The following is a 16,536-nucleotide window of genomic DNA, read 5'->3' as shown; positions in this document are numbered from 1 at the left end:
CCAGCGAACTCCTTTAGTTGCGGCTTCACTCATGGCGGATATCCTTCTAAGCGATCGTAATTTCTAGGATAGCCTGTGAATAATTCCTACCCTTTCACTTGTTCCGAAATCCATGCCAAATAAGGCTCAGAACCAGCAACCAACGGCAAAGCAATAATTTCTGGCACTTCGTAAGAATGCAACTCTCGAATCTTTGCTTCCAGAATTTCAAATTTAGCCAGATCGGTTTTAATTAAAAGTTGCCACTCTTCTTCTTTATGCAGAACACCTTGCCAAGTGTAAATAGAATTAATTGGTATCAAACTGACGCAAGCGGCGAGTTTTGCTTCTACTAAATTTTGTGCGATCGCTTCCCCTTCCTCCCGCGTACCAGCCGTCACCAGTACCACACCATAGCGAACTGTTTCAGCACCGTTATTCATCACCTGCAACCGCCTTCAACTACACCGCAGTATCAGTTGTAACCAAGTAAAAACACTCTCTAGTTCCTCTAGGTAAAACTGTACCTGTAAATTTGGCACCTTCAATATTTGCCCCTGTCAATGTGGCATCTGTGAGGTTTGCATCAGTCAAGTCTGCCTGACTCAACCTTGTCCATTTCAAGTTAGCTTTTTCCAAATAAGCTCTTGTTAGATTTGCTCCCGTCAAGTCTGCTCCCGTTAAGTTTACTCCCCGCAGCAGGGCTTCAGTTAGATCGGCTGCCATCAGATTAGCTCCTTCCAAGTTAGCGCCACTCAGTTTTGCTTCGCTAATATTAACTCCATCCAACTCCACGCCACTCAAATCAAGTCCATTCAAAAATGCTCCGCTGAGATTGACACCATTTAATAAAGCGCCATACAGCATCGCCCCACTCAATCTAGCACCTTGTAGATTTGCCCAGTTAAGATTGGCTCCGCTGAGGTTAGCGCCTCGCAGATTGATTCTTTGCAAATTAGCCCCGCAGAGATTCGCGCCCCAGAGATTCGCGCCTCGGAAATTAGCACCTTTGAGATCGGCACCACTCAACCTTGCCCCAGGTAGTTTTGATTTTACAAAAAAAGCGCCGCCCAGCTGAGCTTTCATTAAATCTGCCTCGACGAGTTTGGCTTCGCCCAGTTTGGCAAATGTTAGATTTGCCCAGTTTAGTAAAGCGCCACTTAGATCTGACTTGGTTAAACAAGCCCGACTGAAATTCGCTCCCCTTAAATTAGCGCCTGTAAGGTTTACACCTGTTAGGGTAACTTCTGTTAAATCAGCTCCACTGAGATCGACCCCAGCAAAATTTCTGTTTCCCTCTTCATAAAGCTTTAGGATCTCGCTAACTTTCATATTCTCACTGCCTTTAGTTCTTGCAAATTTGTCTCACAATCTATCGAGATAGTTTTTGAGACAAGCGATCCTTAAACCGCTTTAAAAAACAAAATAGCGGCTCGCATTGAGTACCCAGTTTAGTTCTGGGTGATAAAGAAAGAGGGCTACTATGAAATAAACTGCGCTCTCTTAATAAAGATTTTACTATTGAAAAGTTGCCAATTATAGTAGAAGGGGTTATTTGTGTTACAAATATTTTCAATTATGAAAAGCAACTATGTTCTGAAGTATAAAGAGTCAGACACACTCTGAAGCAAATATTCTGATAGGTGGGGCGGGGGCAAGGGGCAAGGCAATGGGCTTGCCCCGATGCGATCGAGCCCAATGTCTATACCAAAGAGGACGCTGACGCACAGGTTATGCGATCGCCTCACCGTAGTGCAGCCAGTCAGAAAACCTCCAGGCTATTAGGTTTGAGTCTAAGTTGTTGGCAACGAATAAACCTGACCATCTATTAGCAGTCGCGTAATACCTTTAGCTTTCAAATAGGGAGAAGCCTTCTGGAGAATCTTGCCATCAGGAACCTTAATCACTCGCTGAGCGCGGTTAGAAAAACGTCGAGCTACTCTGTGGTTGTCAAAAACCGGCAGAGTTCTCTGCTGAACTTCCTCTTGGGGGATTTGACCCAAGTCGCCAAAATCCTTTAGCGGTCGCGTGATTAATTCTGCCGCACGGTCTACCACCAAATAGCACGGTTTGGGAAAGGACGCCTCCGACAGTGGCAAAACCCTAACTACAGCGTTGCTGGGCACCCGCCTTTTGGGGAGGATAATTTCCTCATCCAGGTCATCTTCATCGTCGGTGTAGTCTAAATCATCATCATCATCACCATCGTCATCACGATCGTCATCATCATCCAAATCTGCCAGATCGTCTTCAGTGTCTAGCAGATCTTCCCCCAGCATTTCTTTGATTCTGCTGTTTGACCCACTGTAGGGTTCATGCAGCAAATCGTCGTCCTTTGTAGCAGTGGTTGAGGCACGAACATCTAACAGTGGCGATGAAACTTTTTCTGCCACTGTTAGATGTTCGCTTACAGACGCAGATGTCGCTGAGGAACGCCGTCGCAGGCGTCTGTTGAGACCGCGCGATCCTTCTAGTGCATCATCATCGGTGGGTTCGCTAAGCGGGTCTTCCACTACAGGCGCTTCTGGTTCAGAAACGCCTGTGTGCGGGCGCATCGAACGTTTTTGCTGAATTAATACTTCGTAGTCATCAGGTGACAAAGTGCTTTTTAGTAAGCGACTAATCGTAGAGTGGCTCACATCATAGCGGCGAGCCAATGTTGAGGTTGTTTCTTCTGGATTTCTGTAGAGCTTAAGGATCTCAGATTTGTCAGCTTGAGTTAATTTTTTAGCAGTCATAAAGCTTAACTTCCAGGGCGTCTACGCCCACCACCAGTGCGGCGGGAACGGCTTGATGTATCGTATTCGAGGGCAGCTCCAATGGCAAACAGCACGCCACTGAATACCCAAAAGACTTCTGGTAAAGAGCCACTCTGGTAATTCTCTATATTTTTTTGGGCCCATTTCAACCACATATCTGCGATGTAAAGTGACAAAGTTGCTCCTGCAATCATCCGCCAAGATTGGGAAAAACGGCCTCCCCAGAAGGCTAATAATAACATTGTGGCAAGAATTAACAGGGCAACATCGCAAACCACGTAAAACAGATTCAACCAAGGGACAAGAAACTTTAATTTATTGTCCAGTTCCTCAATCCAAGATAATTTTGAGGCGGCTGGTTTAGCATTAGTAGCTGGTTTAGCTGTTCCTGTGGGCTTGGGTTTAGCAGTTGGCTGCACTGCTGGTGCTTTTGGCGCTGGCTTAGCCGTGGGTGAGGCTGGGGCGGTTGCCTGGGCAACGATCGAAGGTGGGGTTGCCGCCTGGGCTTTGTTGGAAAAGTCGGGGGGAGCAATAAAGTAGGCTAGGACAATCCCTATAGCTGCGATTCCCGCCACAATTCCCCACTGCCACTTCTCCAGATTTAGCCGCCTTGAAGAAACAGCTTGAATCATCCCCCAGCCTAGAGAAATATAAGTAGCGATGAAAAAGGGATCGGCAAGAGATATATCTGGATCGATCTTTAAAGCCAACTCCCAATAGCCAAACATGAAGTTCCCTATGAAATAAAACAGCATCCCCAGACCAAATCCCAGCCAGACATTCCGTCCGCTGACAATCTGAGGACTCCGCCAATTCCTAAAACACAGTAAAGCTGCTGACAGGTAAGCCACCTGTTCAAAAACATAAGTGCCGATCAAGTACCAAACCGGACGATCGTCCCCTGTCGTGACGCTAAATATCAAAAAGAACAAAAGGGCCAGAACTGCCCAAGCAATTCCAGCTAGGACAATTGTCCGTACTGGCAAAAGAGTTTTAGGATTGGATGATTTATCCGTTGGGTTGCTCATAGGGATTCATAGAGGGAATAGCTGGCGATGGAAAGCACAGGCGTCAATAAGCTTTTGACCGCTGCTGAGATCGTAAATTTCACCATTAGGAAGCTCTTTGTCTTGGCTATATACAAGTCATTGCAAATGATAGGGAACCTTTTCAACGCTATTGCCACAGCTTACCAAGGGGAGATTGATTCAACCATTCTGTAAACTGCGCCTGATCGGCTGCTGGCAGGTCTTGTAAGGTTTCCATAGCTCGACTGACAAAGCTGGAGTTCCCGAAATACTGTTTACCAAGACGATAAAGTTCCTGCAACAGGGTGATTACATGATGTTCTTCCCAGGGGGGAAGTTGGTTGGCACTCAGCGGATCTATTGTGAGCAGGTTTTTGACAGCTTGCGGCGAGTCTGCCTGTGGAAAGCGCCACTGCTGAAGTATTTCGGCGAGATTTTTTTCAAATAATCCAGCCTGTCTGCCGCCTAAGAGATCTTCTATGTCTATATAAACCCCTTGCAGCAGCAACAGACAGGCTTGGGTCAGAGCAATCGTTTTCGCGTCACCAGGGACATCGCTAGTGAGCTGGTCTAAACGGATTTTGCCCCATACGCTGTATCGTTCCGGTTCCTCCAATAGGACACAGGCTTTCCCTCGGTTATCCGTCAGATCCCGCCAGAAGGCTTTGGCTTCTTCCTCTTGGTTCGCTCGGAACACACTGATTAAGCGAAACGTTTGCCCCTGGTAATTGAGAATGGGAATCTGCTGGTCCCGCTTTGGGTGCTGAACGCTAGTTATTTCAACATCCTGCCGTTTCAGAATAAACATGACACTGGCAATTGACTCCTGTCAGGACCTCCGGGTGCAGCTCTTGGCGTTGAGTTTAATTACGCCTGCGACACTCTTGATATGCAGAATGCTGGTTTACCAGGTGCGGCTGAACTGCGATCGCAAATTAATATCACACTATCTTATCCAAGGCTCATTCTCTTGGTTTTTAGTGTACATCTATCAGATGCCTATTCCACCGCCAGCCCTCTTAAAAGTTTCCGATCTTAAATTCGATCGCCTTGTTGCACCACAAATCTTAGCAATTTTGATAATATAGGCAGACAGATCACAAGTGGGTGCGTAACTCAGGTGGATAGAGTAGCAGCCTTCTAAGCTGCGAGTCGCAGGTTCGAGTCCTGCCGCACCCGTTTAAGAAGGGGCTAGGGGCTAGGGACAAGGGGGACAAGGGGGACAGGGGGGACTCTTTCTGCCAAGCAACTACTTATGACCGCACCCTACAGAAACTCATACCGCCAGCGCGGGCTATATGAAAAAACCGGATGATGATACCCAAACGAGACCCAAAAAAGCAAATAAAATAGCTTCTAAATCGGAGTTTTTATCCCGATCGCAGACTACCTTATCAGCTGAAACCCTTATGCTATCTTGTTTTCTTACAAGCCCGTGACGAGGATTGAACTCGTGACCTCACCCTTACCAAGGGTGTGCTCTACCACTGAGCTACACGGGCAAAAAATAAGCTAAAAGTAAAAGACAAAAGAAAATGTTTTTTACTTTTTACTTAATTCGTGGTGGGCCGAGCTGGATTTGAACCAGCGTAGGCGTAGCCAGCGGATTTACAGTCCGCCCCCATTAACCACTCGGGCATCGACCCTTGTTACCCACGATTACCAATAGTAGCACAAGAATCTGTAGATGCAAAGTTTTTTTTGAAAATTTATCTCTGCTCTCAGACAAGTAAATTTCTGGCTCAATTAGCCCGTACCGGGAAATCACTCTCATCATAGATTTCTCCGACCAGCTCTTCCAGAATATCTTCTAGAGTGATTAAGCCGACTGTCCCGCCGTACTCATCGACCACAATGGCAATATGCAAGCGCAATTTGAGCATTTCTTTGAGCAAGTTGGGAATTCGCTTAGTTTCGGGTACGTAGAGTGGCGGGTCTCCAGCTTCGGTCACCGGGACTTGAGTGCGGCCCAATGCTTGCGAATGATTTAGGTGCTGGAGGGCCCGCTTGAGGTGGACAATTCCCACAATCCGATCCTTAGATTCTTCTTGGACTGGGATACGAGAATATCCTGTTTCCAAACATAAATTCACTAAATCCTCAAGGGTGGCTTCATGAGAAATTGTCCGCATCTCAATGCGAGACTTGACCAAATCGCGGGCGTTGAGGCTGTCCAGCGTCAGCGCTTTGCTCAGCAACTGGCGTTTATCCAAGTCTAAGTGACCTTTGCCGCCCAAAATTTCGATCATTAGCTGGAGGTCTCTTAATGACTCTCCCTGCGGAACAGCGCCCCCCTGAAACAACCGAATCACGCTCTGGGCAATGTTCTCAAATACATAAATCACCGGCCCTAGCGCTATTGACAGCCAGTAAACGGGGCGAACTGCCAGCCTGAAAAATCCCATCACATTGTTCATTGCGAGGGATTTGGGCGTAACTTCGCCAAAAATCAAGACCAAAAATGTGACAACGGCAGTGGCAATACCCAGTCCCGCATTGCCTAACCACAAGACAAATAGGTTACTGGTGAGAATAGCAGAAAAATTATTCACCAGGTTGTTACCCACCAAGAGGGTGGTGATAAACCGAGCGCGTTTCTCCAGTACCAGGGTAAAAATCCTTGTCGGGTCTCCTTGCTCTTTAATTAGAGCCCGGAGTTTGAAATTGTCCAGTCCTGTAATTGCGGTTTCAGAACCTGAGAAGAATGCCGAAAGCAAAAGCATTAATCCCAATACCGCAATATCGAGCCAAATACTTCCCAAGAGGGGGCCGATCTCAGAGGTAGCTAGAATGTAGGATTGAACGGGTAAAGAAATCACAGGATTTTGTAAAGAGCAAAAGGTAAAAGGCAAAAGGTAAAAGAAAATATTTCTCTATTACCTTTTTCTTTTTACTTTTTTACTTTAACTCCTCGCTCCTGTTGTCCCCCGCTATAACTGTACCCAGTTTAGCGGCGGGATGAAAGGCAGGGAGATTGTAGGCTTCGCCGTGAGCCTCAGCCGAACGGTACGGAAATCTCCAAATCTTTATCTTTGTGGATATTTTACTGAAATGTGTATAATGCAGTAAGGAGGTAAGGAGATGCTGCATACTGCCATCAAGGTTCGACTTGATCCAACATTAGAGCAACAAGCCCTACTGTCTCAGCACTTTGGCTGTGCCAGATGGTGGTGGAACTATGGTCTAAATAAGTCAATAGAGACTTATAAAGAAACGGGTAAAAGCCTTGGTCAGTCAGCACTCAACGCCTTTTTACCAAAACTCAAGAAAGCCGAAGAAACGCTTTGGTTGTCTGAATGCTACAGCCAAATCTTGCAGGCAACAACGCTCAACCTCACAACTGCCTATAAAAACTTTTTTGCAGGTCGTGCGAGGTTCCCGCGTTACAAGTCAAAGCACGGTAAGCAATCAATTCAGTATCCTCAAAATGTCAAGATACTTGATGGATTTGTTCAGTTTCCGGGTAAGGTCGGCAAAGTTAAAGCCAAGCTGCACAGGAACATAGAAGGAACAATTAAAACCGTAACGGTCAGTTTAGATCCTTCTGGGAAATACTTTGCATCAATATTGACGGAGAGTGAAGGCGACAATCCAGCCGTTTCAACGGAAGGTAAAGTAATTGGGATTGACTTGGGATTGACTCATTTTGCCATTACGAGCAATGGCTGCAAAGTTTCTAAGTATGATAATCCTAAGCATCTAGCCAAACACGAGAAAAACCTCAAACGCAAGCAGCAAAAGCTGGCTAAAAAACAGAAAGGAAGTAAATCAAGGAACAAAGCCAAAAAGATTGTAGCCGCATTGTACGAACGGGTAGCTAAATCCCGTCAGGATTTTCTACACAAGCTTTCCCGAAAGCTCGTCAATGAAAACCAAGTTGTCGTAGTAGAGAATCTTAATGTCAAAGGCATGGTACGCAATCACAATTTAGCTAAAGCCATATCTGATGTGGGATGGGGAACCTTTATTAATTTCCTAGCTTACAAGCTAGAGAAAAAAGGTGGCAAGTTGGTTGAAATTGACCGTTGGTTCCCCAGTTCTAAGCTCTGCTCTAATTGCTATTACCAGATTGATAAGTTACCGCTCGATATTAGGGAGTGGATTTGTCCTAATTGCGGTACTTGTCACGACCGTGATGGTAACGCCGCAACAAATATTAGAGCGGAAGGCATCAGAATACTACAGACGGATGGAACAGCCGTTTTTGCTAACGGAGGGGGAGTAAGACCAAAGATTGGACGCAAGTCTGTTCTGAGGCATTCTTCTGTGATGTTAGAAGCCCACACTATAATCGCTTCGATTTAGTGTGGGTAGTTCACAGTAATTCTCCTGTTTCTTGCAGTGAGTGCAGACGCCGATAAATCCCCTTGCGGCGCAAGAGTTCAGTATGGTTACCAACTTCGACGATCTGTCCGCGATCGAGAACTACGATTTTGTCTGCTTCGCGAACGGTACTGAGTCGGTGGGCGATCACGATCGCAGTACGAGTGCCTAATATACTACGCATGGCCAACTGGATCGATCGCTCTGATTCGTAGTCTAGGCTGGATGTCGCTTCATCGAAAATCAGAACGTCTGGTTCGACTAAAAGCGCCCTAGCAATTCCCAAACGCTGTCGCTGTCCGCCAGATAAGCGGACTCCCCGCTCTCCGACGATCGTATAGTAACCTTGGGACATCTGCTGGATTACTTCGTCTACTCTGGCAATGCGGCAAGCTTCCTGCACCTGCTCGAAACTGGCATTAGAATTGCCGTATCTCAAGTTATCCAGTAAGGTGCCGTTGAAGATATCTACCTCTTGGTGGACAATGGCTAATCTGCGTCGATATCCTGTGGCATCCAGAGTGCGAATGTCTTCTCCATCTATTAAAATTCGCCCTTGGTTTGGTTCAAAATACCTAAACAGCAGCTTCACTAAGGTAGATTTACCAGATCCCGATCGGCCCACTAGCGCCACAGTTTGACAAGGCTCTATCAGCAAGTTGATGTTTTCCAACACTTGACGGCTAGAGTCGTACCCAAAACTCACCTGGCAAAATTCTACTTTGCCAGTAAATTTATAAGCTGTGGTGTTGGGAGACGAGCTTAATCCAGATGGGAAAATCTCAACAGAATCTTGTCCAGATGGCTTCTGTATAAATTCGTGAAAACTGAGCATGGAAGCATATCGACGGGCAAAAATTTCTGCCAATTGGCTGAGCGGTTCCACTTCGGAGTATGCCATGCTCGATACAGTTAAAGTGGTTATGAAATGTCCCAGTGAAATCTTACCTCCAACTGTGGCTGCCAGAGTCAAACCCAGTACCATAAATACACAAAACTGAACGACGGTTCTTTGCCAAGTGTTTAGCTTGACGTAACCTTTGTGTATGCGGTAGTCAACCACTTTAAATTCCCGATAGAAGCGCGAGCGTTGTCGTTTCAGTTCTTGGGTTTCGGTAGCAAAGGCTTTAACTGTTTTGATGTTTGTGATGATTTCAGAGGTGCGGCTTTCTGTATCTTCAGTGTATTTGTCCAGTTTTTCTTCTATTTTTATTATCCTTTTCAAATCTTTGATACTGAAGCTGAGAATAAATACAAAGGAAATCAGGAATAAAATGGCAATTCGCCACTCGATAAACCAAATCATTACAAATATTCCCAATACTCGGAATAGTTTGGGAATCATTTGTCCTGCGATTTCGGGGTAACTCCAGGTGTGGTTGGCAATGCCTCTAGCTACTTTTCCGGCAATGCGTCCGGGGTTGTTTTCGTCGTAGAATTCTAGGGGGAGGGTGAGGATTTTTTCCAGGGCTTTTTGAGAATTATCCCGACGGGAACGCAGGGCTATATCCCAATGAAACCAGGCGCTTAGCCAAGGTTGAATGGGCGCTCTCACCACGGTTACTAAAAAGATTAAGCTTAATAGGACAGCCAGGGATAAAAACTGGTTTGCAGGCATCCCGGTGAGTGCAGATGCTGCTGCGATCGCTTTTTGCAATGGCCCATCGACTGGTTGTGCGGACAGGACGTTTAAAATCTGCCCAATGGTGTAAGGAACCGCGAGGTCAAGGATTTCAAAGGCGCTGGCTGCGGCAATACTAAAGAGCGCGATCGCCTTATATGGCTGATAGTATCTGACAATATCTCGAAAATTTGCCATGAAGCGGGTTTGGAACAACGATCGATCCCAGATCTTAGAGTTATGTTTTGCTGGGCTTTCTGTATTATATATGTAGTATTAGTCTATTTGTCTGCCAAAGGGTGTATATTCTCAACCCGATCAGAGACGATATATCTTACACAGAGAAGTTTTCACCTAAATTGACGTTCATGGCAGACCCAATTCCAAATAATCGCACCCAAAACCCTAAAAGATCCAAAACAGTCAGTCCCGAACAATACGATCGACTGAAAGCAGAGATTGCTGCGCCTTACCGAGGTCTAAGACAATTTATATACTTCGCTTGCGGCGCTTCGGGTTTTATCGGTGCGATCGTCTTCTTGGCTCAGTTAGCGGCTGGTCAAGAAGTTGGCTCGGCTTTGCCTAATTTAGCTCTCCAAGTGGGTGTAGTGGCGCTGATGATTTGGCTATTTCGCTGGGAACAACGATCGGCGCGAAGGTCGAGAACAAAAAAAAGCTAGTTTAGTTTCTGAGTAACTATACTCATTCAAGCGCAACTTTGTGGTATTCAATCTTTTACCACAAAGTTTTGCAAAACGCAAGATAAACGACATAAAATTTTACTAATTGTAATATTTGGAGAGAAACAGCAAAAAATATAAAGAAATTATTACGAAATTTATGTTTGCGGATAGTATGTGTGAATATAAAAATTGTTCAAACGGGGTCAGCCAATTTATAGACCCTGAACATAAAACCACTACTAAACGTTTAAATGGGGTCAGCTAGCCTAAAGACCCTAACGATATCAAAACCTTGACAATTCTTTAAAGTCATGGTAAAAGCGTCAGACCTCAACATCCTGAGATCTGGCGCTTTATTTTTGAGTTGGGGCAGATGCAGTGAACCAGAAACCCGGTTTCTGTAGAACCTGCAATACCTTATGGCATCAAAAAAAATTAATTTTCAGATTTCAGATTTAATTTCAATCGATCAAATCTAAAATCTAAAACCTAAAATTCTTTCTACCCCCCGATTATGTACGGCGAAGGAATAGCTTGAGCGCGTCCGGCGTTGACAAGTGCCTGGTAGACAAAAGCCGCAACGTCTGCGCGAGTTGCCACTTGGTTGGGATTTAAAAAATTCTGCTGTGGATAGTTAACCACCAACTTCTGCTGAGTTGCTGCCGCCACTGCTGGGGCTGCATAGTTAGGAATTTGATCTGCATCTTTGAAAAAGGAAAGCACGTTTGTATTTCCTGGAGGCAACTTTAAACCACTGGCAAGGGAAACGAGAGCTTGAACTCTAGTGATTTCCTGTAGCGGCCTAAAAACGCGACCCTCATAGCCAGAAAGAAAACCACCCTGGTAAGCCCCTTGAATAGCTTGATTAGCCCAGAAATTCCTAGCGACATCAGTAAAGTTTATGGCGGGGCGAGTCGCCGTGGGAGAAAAAGCTTTGTTGATGATGACGGCGAACTGAGCGCGGTTAACTGGCTCGCGGGGACGAAAAGTGCCATCGGAAAATCCGGCAATAATACCTTTGGCAGCGAGAGCTTCGATATAAGGTTTAGCCCAGTGACCCTCGATATCGGCAAAAGCCGAAGATCCACCCCCTGCTGGCGGCTTTACCTCGGCAGCAACGAAATCCACTTGACCGGAAATACGGCTGCGATTGATGTCGTTGCCAACAGCGACGATAGTATTGCTGGTAGTTGCATTGTGCAGGTCAAGTTTACCGTTGTTACGAATAATGTTGTTGCCTGGGTTGCTTGCCGTTCCGAGATCGGGTTGAGCGTTAATGGTTACCACGACCCCATCCCGTGTGTTGTTTTGAATTAGGTTGTTACGCAGCACGGGGCGAGCGGAATCGTTGATATAAATACCGTCGGTGTTTTGGATAATGCGGTTTTCGACAACTAAAGGAGATGCTGTACCGCCGATCGCAATCCCAAAGCCGGTACTCTGAAATAAGTTAGCGCGAATTTCTCCAGCGGCAGAACGAGCAATTGAGATGCCGTTGCCATCGTTACGAGTAAACAGGTTATTTTGAATCTTGGGTGTACCGTTACCAGTGACAAAAACGCCTTCTCTCTTACTATCGCTGAAGGTGTTATTGCCGATCGTGGGATTAGTCGATTCTACCCACACACCAGTACCCCGTTTATTTGGATTGGTAATAGTCAAACCTGTTATCTGGCTTTCTGTCTCGGCAAGTATGGTAACGTCTTGACGGGAAAATGTGGGACTGATGTACTGACCCCCACCAATAATAACGATGCCCTGACCCTTGGTGGATTCGTCACCGCGTAGAGTGATACCGCGTTTGATTACCAGCGGAAAAACTTCGCCGGTTTCTGCTGTGTAGGAACCCGGCGCTAGTTGAATAGTAGTGCCCGGTTGCGCTTGTCCAAGGGCGAAAGTAATCGTGCGGTATGGCGTAGCTTGGCTGTTGCTAGTACCTGCACTGTCGTTGCCGGTTTGGGGATTGATGTAAAGAATGTTTGCACTAGCTGGGGTTTGCGCTATTTGCAAAGGTGCTGATTTGGTATTTGCCCAGGCTGGTTGAGATATTAGCCCACTGGCAGCAGAAAGCAAGTAAAGTGCTGCTAGTCCAATGGGTATAACAAATGCAATGGGTTTGGCAGAAACGACGCGATCGATATCACAAGAGGAATGTTTATTCATCTGAATGCTTATGCTATGCTCAATTCCTGTGCTTTAGGGATATGGAATCATCCTCTGGTTTGAGGATAGTTGAAATGGTCGTCAGTCTCAAAGGTGTGCTACAAATCTGAGGACAATTTCCTCACTTGCCAAGTTCCGCTTTGGATGGATGTCCAGCCTGCACCGTTAGCCAACAGAGACTTGAAATTATATCATGAATGGTGTAATTTACGCAAGGAATAGCACCTAAAATTTAGCTGCCTTGACGTAAAATTTGACGCTTCCTTGTCCAGCTATGCGCTGCGATCGCCCACACCAGTCCCGTACTAACGTGAGTTCGATGGAGTCCGATCGCTTCATTGATGGGTTCTCGCTCGGTGGGCGATCGCTTCATTGATGGGCTCTCGCTCGGTGGGCGATCGCTTCATTTGTGCTAGCATCAAATCTCAAATTATGATTTAATCAGTTTCAGCAAGAATAGAAATTTAATCCCAAAGATATTAGAGAGCTAGGTGGGCTTTTATGGAATACAAATCCTCGCACTTAGACAAAAGGCGAAATTTTTTGTGATGTCGATGATTTTTGTCAATTGTTTGAGCCACTATTAGTACAAATGCTCTTACCAGAAGTGGTCGGTCAACACCTGCCCAAATCTCAATTAGAGTTGAGTGAAATCATGACATCGAAAAGTAGCGAATTTCATGGTAAACTTAGTAGCCGGAATGATCGCTTATACTTATCAACCAGAGCAACCATCATTATATGACCTTGAAGAATCACTTTACTATTTTCAATAAAGTACACTTTCTTCAATAAACATTAAATATCAAAAGCTGATTCCCTCTTGTTAAGGGACTGATAGCTTGTGGCTTCGCCGTGAGCGTCAGCGTTCGACTGAGTTTCGACAAAGCTCAACTTCCGCGCTCACGCCGAAGTCCGAACGGTGTTTTTCTGTGAATTGTGACCACCCCATACGCTTAAATTTCCCATCGAACTCACGTTAAATTAACCATTGCCGCTAAATAGTCAGAGACGAAGCAACCTTAGCACCTCGCCTCTATGTAACAATCTTCTTGACTACTCCTCAAATCCCCCAGAAAGATCGAGAATCCGTTAGCCGATTCAGGTAAGGATACACAGACTTACCTGAATCGGCCACATTATTATTGGGGCTTGTTATCTTTCGATTTGAAGATGAGACAACAGATAGCCACGCCACCCGCAACAAACCCAACGATGGGTGGCGCAGAATACAGAGTAATGATGGCAGAGGCGATATTCAGCAGTTCTAGCAATAACTTGAGATCTACTTCTTTTCTCATCCTCTTTGAGATGATTTGCAGGAGTTGGGTGAAAAACAGGCGGTTTCGTGTTTTCATGGCTGTATCTCATATCGACTTAATTCCATGAAAACCGCCTCAGTGCTGAGTTCAGCGCTGAAAATCTCTGACTCAGTGCCGACTTAATGCCAAGTTAGTGCTGACTTGCTCAAAAAAGGGGTTATGCTCTAGAAAGATATTCTGTCAATAATTCATGTCGCGTTCCATTTGGGTTCGTCAAGAATTAATCCCGCAAGTTAAACAGGCGGTTAAGAAAAATGGTTTTCCAACCCAGAAAGATGTAGCACTACATTTGGCGCTCGCTGAATCTACTGTCCAAAATTTCCTCAACGGCAGACCTGTTGATTCAGCCAATTTTTACGAATTTTGCCGGGTTTTAAACTTAGAATGGCAAGATGTCGCTGATCTAGGGCAACTCAATGGCGATGATTCATCTCCACCTCCCAAGGAAGATCGGAAAGAAAAGAGAAACCCAGCCGATAAAATTCCCTTTGTGTTACCGCAACTGGATGTGTCTACCTTCACTGGAAGAACGGAGCAGTTAGATAAACTCAAACAATTGTTGAGCGATCGCCAGGGGGCGAAAATATGTAGCATTGTGGGGTTAGCTGGCGCGGGAGGAATTGGTAAATCTGCCCTGGCTTGCCACTTTGCTACTCAATATAAAGATGATTTTCCCGATGGGGTAATTGGATTACGGGTGGATGGCAAGGAGCCAGACGCGATCGCCCGCGAGTTTGCCCGTCGCTGTGGCGAGGAACTCGATCCGGAGGATGAACGGGATGCCGCCACCCTAATGCAAGAGGTTTTTGCACATCGTCGGATGCTGCTGATTTTCGACAATGCTGACAGCACCAAGATCAGAATTTTGCGTCCGGGGGGCAACCGATGCGCGGTGATTATTACTACCCGCGATCGCCAACTGCCCATTAACTTAGATATTCCAGAGGAAGGCAGAATTGACCTTACGCCATTGTCAGAGACCGATGCTCTGGTATTGCTAGAGCGGCTTTTAGGTCAACAACGGGTGACTGCTGAACGGGAAGCGGCTCAAGAAATTATCCGATTGGTGGGTTATTTACCCCTTGCCTTGCAAATCGTGGGGGCGGCGTTACTACTCAGAGGAGAACGTCGTCTCTCGGACTATGGCACTTCATTGCGCGAAGAGCGATCGCGACTGGGAAGGCTAAAGGTTCGCGGAGATGAACATCTCAATGTCCAAGCGTCCCTGTCTCTGAGCTTGGAAATGCTCGAACCGGAGGAGATTGATTTTTTTGCCTGTCTGAGTGTTTGTGCTGAGGATGGATTTTCTTTGCGATCGGCAATGGTGGCGGGTGGATGCGAGGATGAGTTTCTAGCCCAGGATTATCTGGATTATCTCTACCGCCTTTCTCTACTCAACTATTCTGATATAGGAGAAAACCGCTTCGTATTTCACCCACTCATTCGCTTGTTTGCAGGGGAACTCTCAGAGAAACAGCAATTGAAAGAATTAGCAGCAGCACGACACGCTGAGTTTTATATTGAGTGGGTTAAGTCTGGGGATGTAAATGATTCGGTTGTAGCTTCGGCGATCGCAGAAGAACTCGAGGAAATTATCTTAGCGGCGAACTGGATGCAGCGCCAGGAAACAGCAGATTATGAATTTGCCAAATGTCTGCAACCGTTTTTTGAACAGTACGGCTATTGGAAGCAAGCGGTTGTGCTGATGTCGAGGATGCAACGGTTAGCAGAATGCCTGAATAATTGGGATTTTGCCGTTAAATTCCGAATTCAAGAGGCAAAATATCTATCTCTCCAAGGTGAATTTTCTACGGCTGAAAAGGTTTTGGCAGCGATTCCAGAAATTCTTGGTCGAATTGAAGTTGTAAGCACTCGTCAGCTTTTCGAGGCAAAGTGGCTGACGACTTTGGGAGGCATACTGCAAAAGCAAGGACGCACTGAAGAAGCCCTAGATGTTTTCCAGCGCAGTGTTGAGATTGATGAAGCACTCAAAGACCAACGTTCCCTTGCCATTGGACTCAACCGTTTAGGCGCATTACTTCAACAACTCGGACGTAACGAAGAAGCTCTAAGGGCTTTCCAGCGTCAAGTTGACATCAGCGAAGCACTCAATGACCAACGACAACTTGCCATTGGACTTAACTGCTTAGGCGGATTACTTCAACAACTCGGACACACCAAAGAAGCCCTAAGTGCTTTCCAGCGCTGCATTGCCATCAGTGAAGCACTGAAAAATCAACAACAACTTGCCATTGGACTCAACCGTTTAGGCGGATTACTTCAACAACTCGGACGCACTGAAGAAGCCCTAAGCGCTTTCCAGCGCCACATTGCCATCAGCGAAGCACTCAAAGACCAACGACAACTTGCCATTGGACTCAACTGCTTAGGCGGATTACTTCAACAACTCGGACGCACTGATGAGGCGGTAAGTATTTTCCAGCGTCAAGTTGACATCAGCGAAGAACTCAAAGACCAACGACAACTTGCCATTGGACTCAACCGCTTAGGTTGGTTACTTCAAGAACTCGGACGCACTGATGAGGCAGTAAGTGTTTTCCAGCGTCAAGTTGACATCAGTGAAGAACTCAAAGACCAACGACAACTTGCCATTGGACTCAACCGCTTAGGTTGGTTACTTCAAGAACTCGGACGCAC

The 16,536-nt window shown here is 46.0% G+C and carries 14 protein-coding genes and 3 tRNA genes; 5 read left to right on the top strand and 12 right to left on the bottom strand.

Annotated features, from left to right (window positions below):
* Window positions 1–86: 86 nt before the first annotated feature.
* From cutA to LAY41_RS12820, 5 genes are all read right to left on the bottom strand, one after another.
* Complete coding sequence (cutA, locus tag LAY41_RS12840; protein WP_249098059.1) at window positions 87–422, bottom strand: divalent-cation tolerance protein CutA; 336 nt, start codon at window positions 420–422, stop codon at window positions 87–89.
* A 19-nt stretch (window positions 423–441) separates the two neighbouring features.
* A complete protein-coding gene (locus LAY41_RS12835) occupies window positions 442–1,311 on the bottom strand; it encodes a pentapeptide repeat-containing protein (RefSeq protein ID WP_249098056.1) in 870 nt (289 codons plus the stop codon).
* A 461-nt stretch (window positions 1,312–1,772) separates the two neighbouring features.
* On the bottom strand, window positions 1,773–2,717 hold the full coding sequence (locus LAY41_RS12830; protein WP_249098054.1) for a helix-turn-helix domain-containing protein: 945 nt from the start codon (window positions 2,715–2,717) through the stop codon (window positions 1,773–1,775).
* A 5-nt stretch (window positions 2,718–2,722) separates the two neighbouring features.
* Window positions 2,723–3,766: a hypothetical protein gene (locus LAY41_RS12825; RefSeq protein WP_249098052.1), complete on the bottom strand. Its 1,044-nt coding sequence runs from the start codon at window positions 3,764–3,766 to the stop codon at window positions 2,723–2,725.
* A gap of 148 nt (window positions 3,767–3,914) precedes the next feature.
* Window positions 3,915–4,574: an Npun_F0813 family protein gene (locus LAY41_RS12820; protein ID WP_249098050.1), complete on the bottom strand. Its 660-nt coding sequence runs from the start codon at window positions 4,572–4,574 to the stop codon at window positions 3,915–3,917.
* Here LAY41_RS12820 and LAY41_RS12815 point away from each other — a divergent pair.
* A complete protein-coding gene (locus LAY41_RS12815; RefSeq protein ID WP_249098048.1) occupies window positions 4,573–4,854 on the top strand; it encodes a hypothetical protein in 282 nt (93 codons plus the stop codon). The genes LAY41_RS12820 and LAY41_RS12815 overlap by 2 nt on opposite strands.
* 17 nt (window positions 4,855–4,871) lie before the next feature.
* Window positions 4,872–4,945 (top strand) — tRNA-Arg (locus LAY41_RS12810).
* Between the two features lie 251 nt (window positions 4,946–5,196).
* On the opposite strand, the gene LAY41_RS12805 is transcribed toward LAY41_RS12810, so the two are convergent.
* The 3 genes from LAY41_RS12805 to LAY41_RS12795 all read right to left on the bottom strand — a co-directional run bounded on the left by LAY41_RS12805 (window position 5,197) and on the right by LAY41_RS12795 (window position 6,585).
* Window positions 5,197–5,268: transfer RNA gene (locus tag LAY41_RS12805), tRNA-Thr, on the bottom strand.
* Between the two features lie 59 nt (window positions 5,269–5,327).
* Window positions 5,328–5,412: transfer RNA gene (locus LAY41_RS12800), tRNA-Tyr, on the bottom strand.
* Between the two features lie 96 nt (window positions 5,413–5,508).
* The gene (locus tag LAY41_RS12795) at window positions 5,509–6,585 is read right to left on the bottom strand and encodes a hemolysin family protein (RefSeq protein ID WP_249098046.1); all 1,077 of its coding nucleotides are present in this window, start codon (window positions 6,583–6,585) and stop codon (window positions 5,509–5,511) included.
* A 262-nt stretch (window positions 6,586–6,847) separates the two neighbouring features.
* Between LAY41_RS12795 and LAY41_RS12790 the strand changes: the two genes are divergently transcribed.
* On the top strand, window positions 6,848–8,071 hold the full coding sequence (locus LAY41_RS12790) for an RNA-guided endonuclease InsQ/TnpB family protein (protein ID WP_249098044.1): 1,224 nt from the start codon (window positions 6,848–6,850) through the stop codon (window positions 8,069–8,071).
* Window positions 8,072–8,081: 10 nt separating this feature from the next.
* Here LAY41_RS12790 and LAY41_RS12785 read toward each other — a convergent pair whose 3' ends face one another.
* Entirely contained in the window at window positions 8,082–9,908 is a 1,827-nt protein-coding gene (locus tag LAY41_RS12785) for an ABC transporter ATP-binding protein (RefSeq protein WP_249098043.1), read from the bottom strand.
* Between the two features lie 170 nt (window positions 9,909–10,078).
* Between LAY41_RS12785 and LAY41_RS12780 the strand changes: the two genes are divergently transcribed.
* Complete coding sequence (locus LAY41_RS12780; RefSeq protein WP_249098040.1) at window positions 10,079–10,390, top strand: DUF3493 domain-containing protein; 312 nt, start codon at window positions 10,079–10,081, stop codon at window positions 10,388–10,390.
* Between the two features lie 504 nt (window positions 10,391–10,894).
* On the opposite strand, the gene LAY41_RS12775 is transcribed toward LAY41_RS12780, so the two are convergent.
* From LAY41_RS12775 to LAY41_RS12765, 3 genes are all read right to left on the bottom strand, one after another.
* The gene (locus LAY41_RS12775; RefSeq protein WP_249098038.1) at window positions 10,895–12,556 is read right to left on the bottom strand and encodes a DUF1565 domain-containing protein; all 1,662 of its coding nucleotides are present in this window, start codon (window positions 12,554–12,556) and stop codon (window positions 10,895–10,897) included.
* Window positions 12,557–12,788: 232 nt separating this feature from the next.
* Window positions 12,789–12,929, bottom strand: a complete 141-nt coding sequence (locus LAY41_RS12770; RefSeq protein WP_249071203.1) for a hypothetical protein — start codon at window positions 12,927–12,929, stop codon at window positions 12,789–12,791.
* Between the two features lie 769 nt (window positions 12,930–13,698).
* Window positions 13,699–13,914, bottom strand: coding sequence for a hypothetical protein (locus LAY41_RS12765; protein WP_249098036.1), 216 nt, complete (start codon window positions 13,912–13,914; stop codon window positions 13,699–13,701).
* A gap of 154 nt (window positions 13,915–14,068) precedes the next feature.
* On the opposite strand from LAY41_RS12765, the gene LAY41_RS12760 reads away from it, so the two are divergent.
* Window positions 14,069–16,536, top strand: a 2,468-nt coding sequence (locus LAY41_RS12760) for an ATP-binding protein (RefSeq protein WP_249098034.1), incomplete at its 3' end; no start/stop codon positions are given.

It is taken from the genome of Argonema galeatum A003/A1, from assembly GCF_023333595.1.
GTDB lineage: Bacteria > Cyanobacteriota > Cyanobacteriia > Cyanobacteriales > Aerosakkonemataceae > Argonema > Argonema galeatum.
The sequence above is the reverse complement of the archived record's forward strand: the minus strand, read 5'-3'. Positions and strand labels throughout refer to the sequence as shown.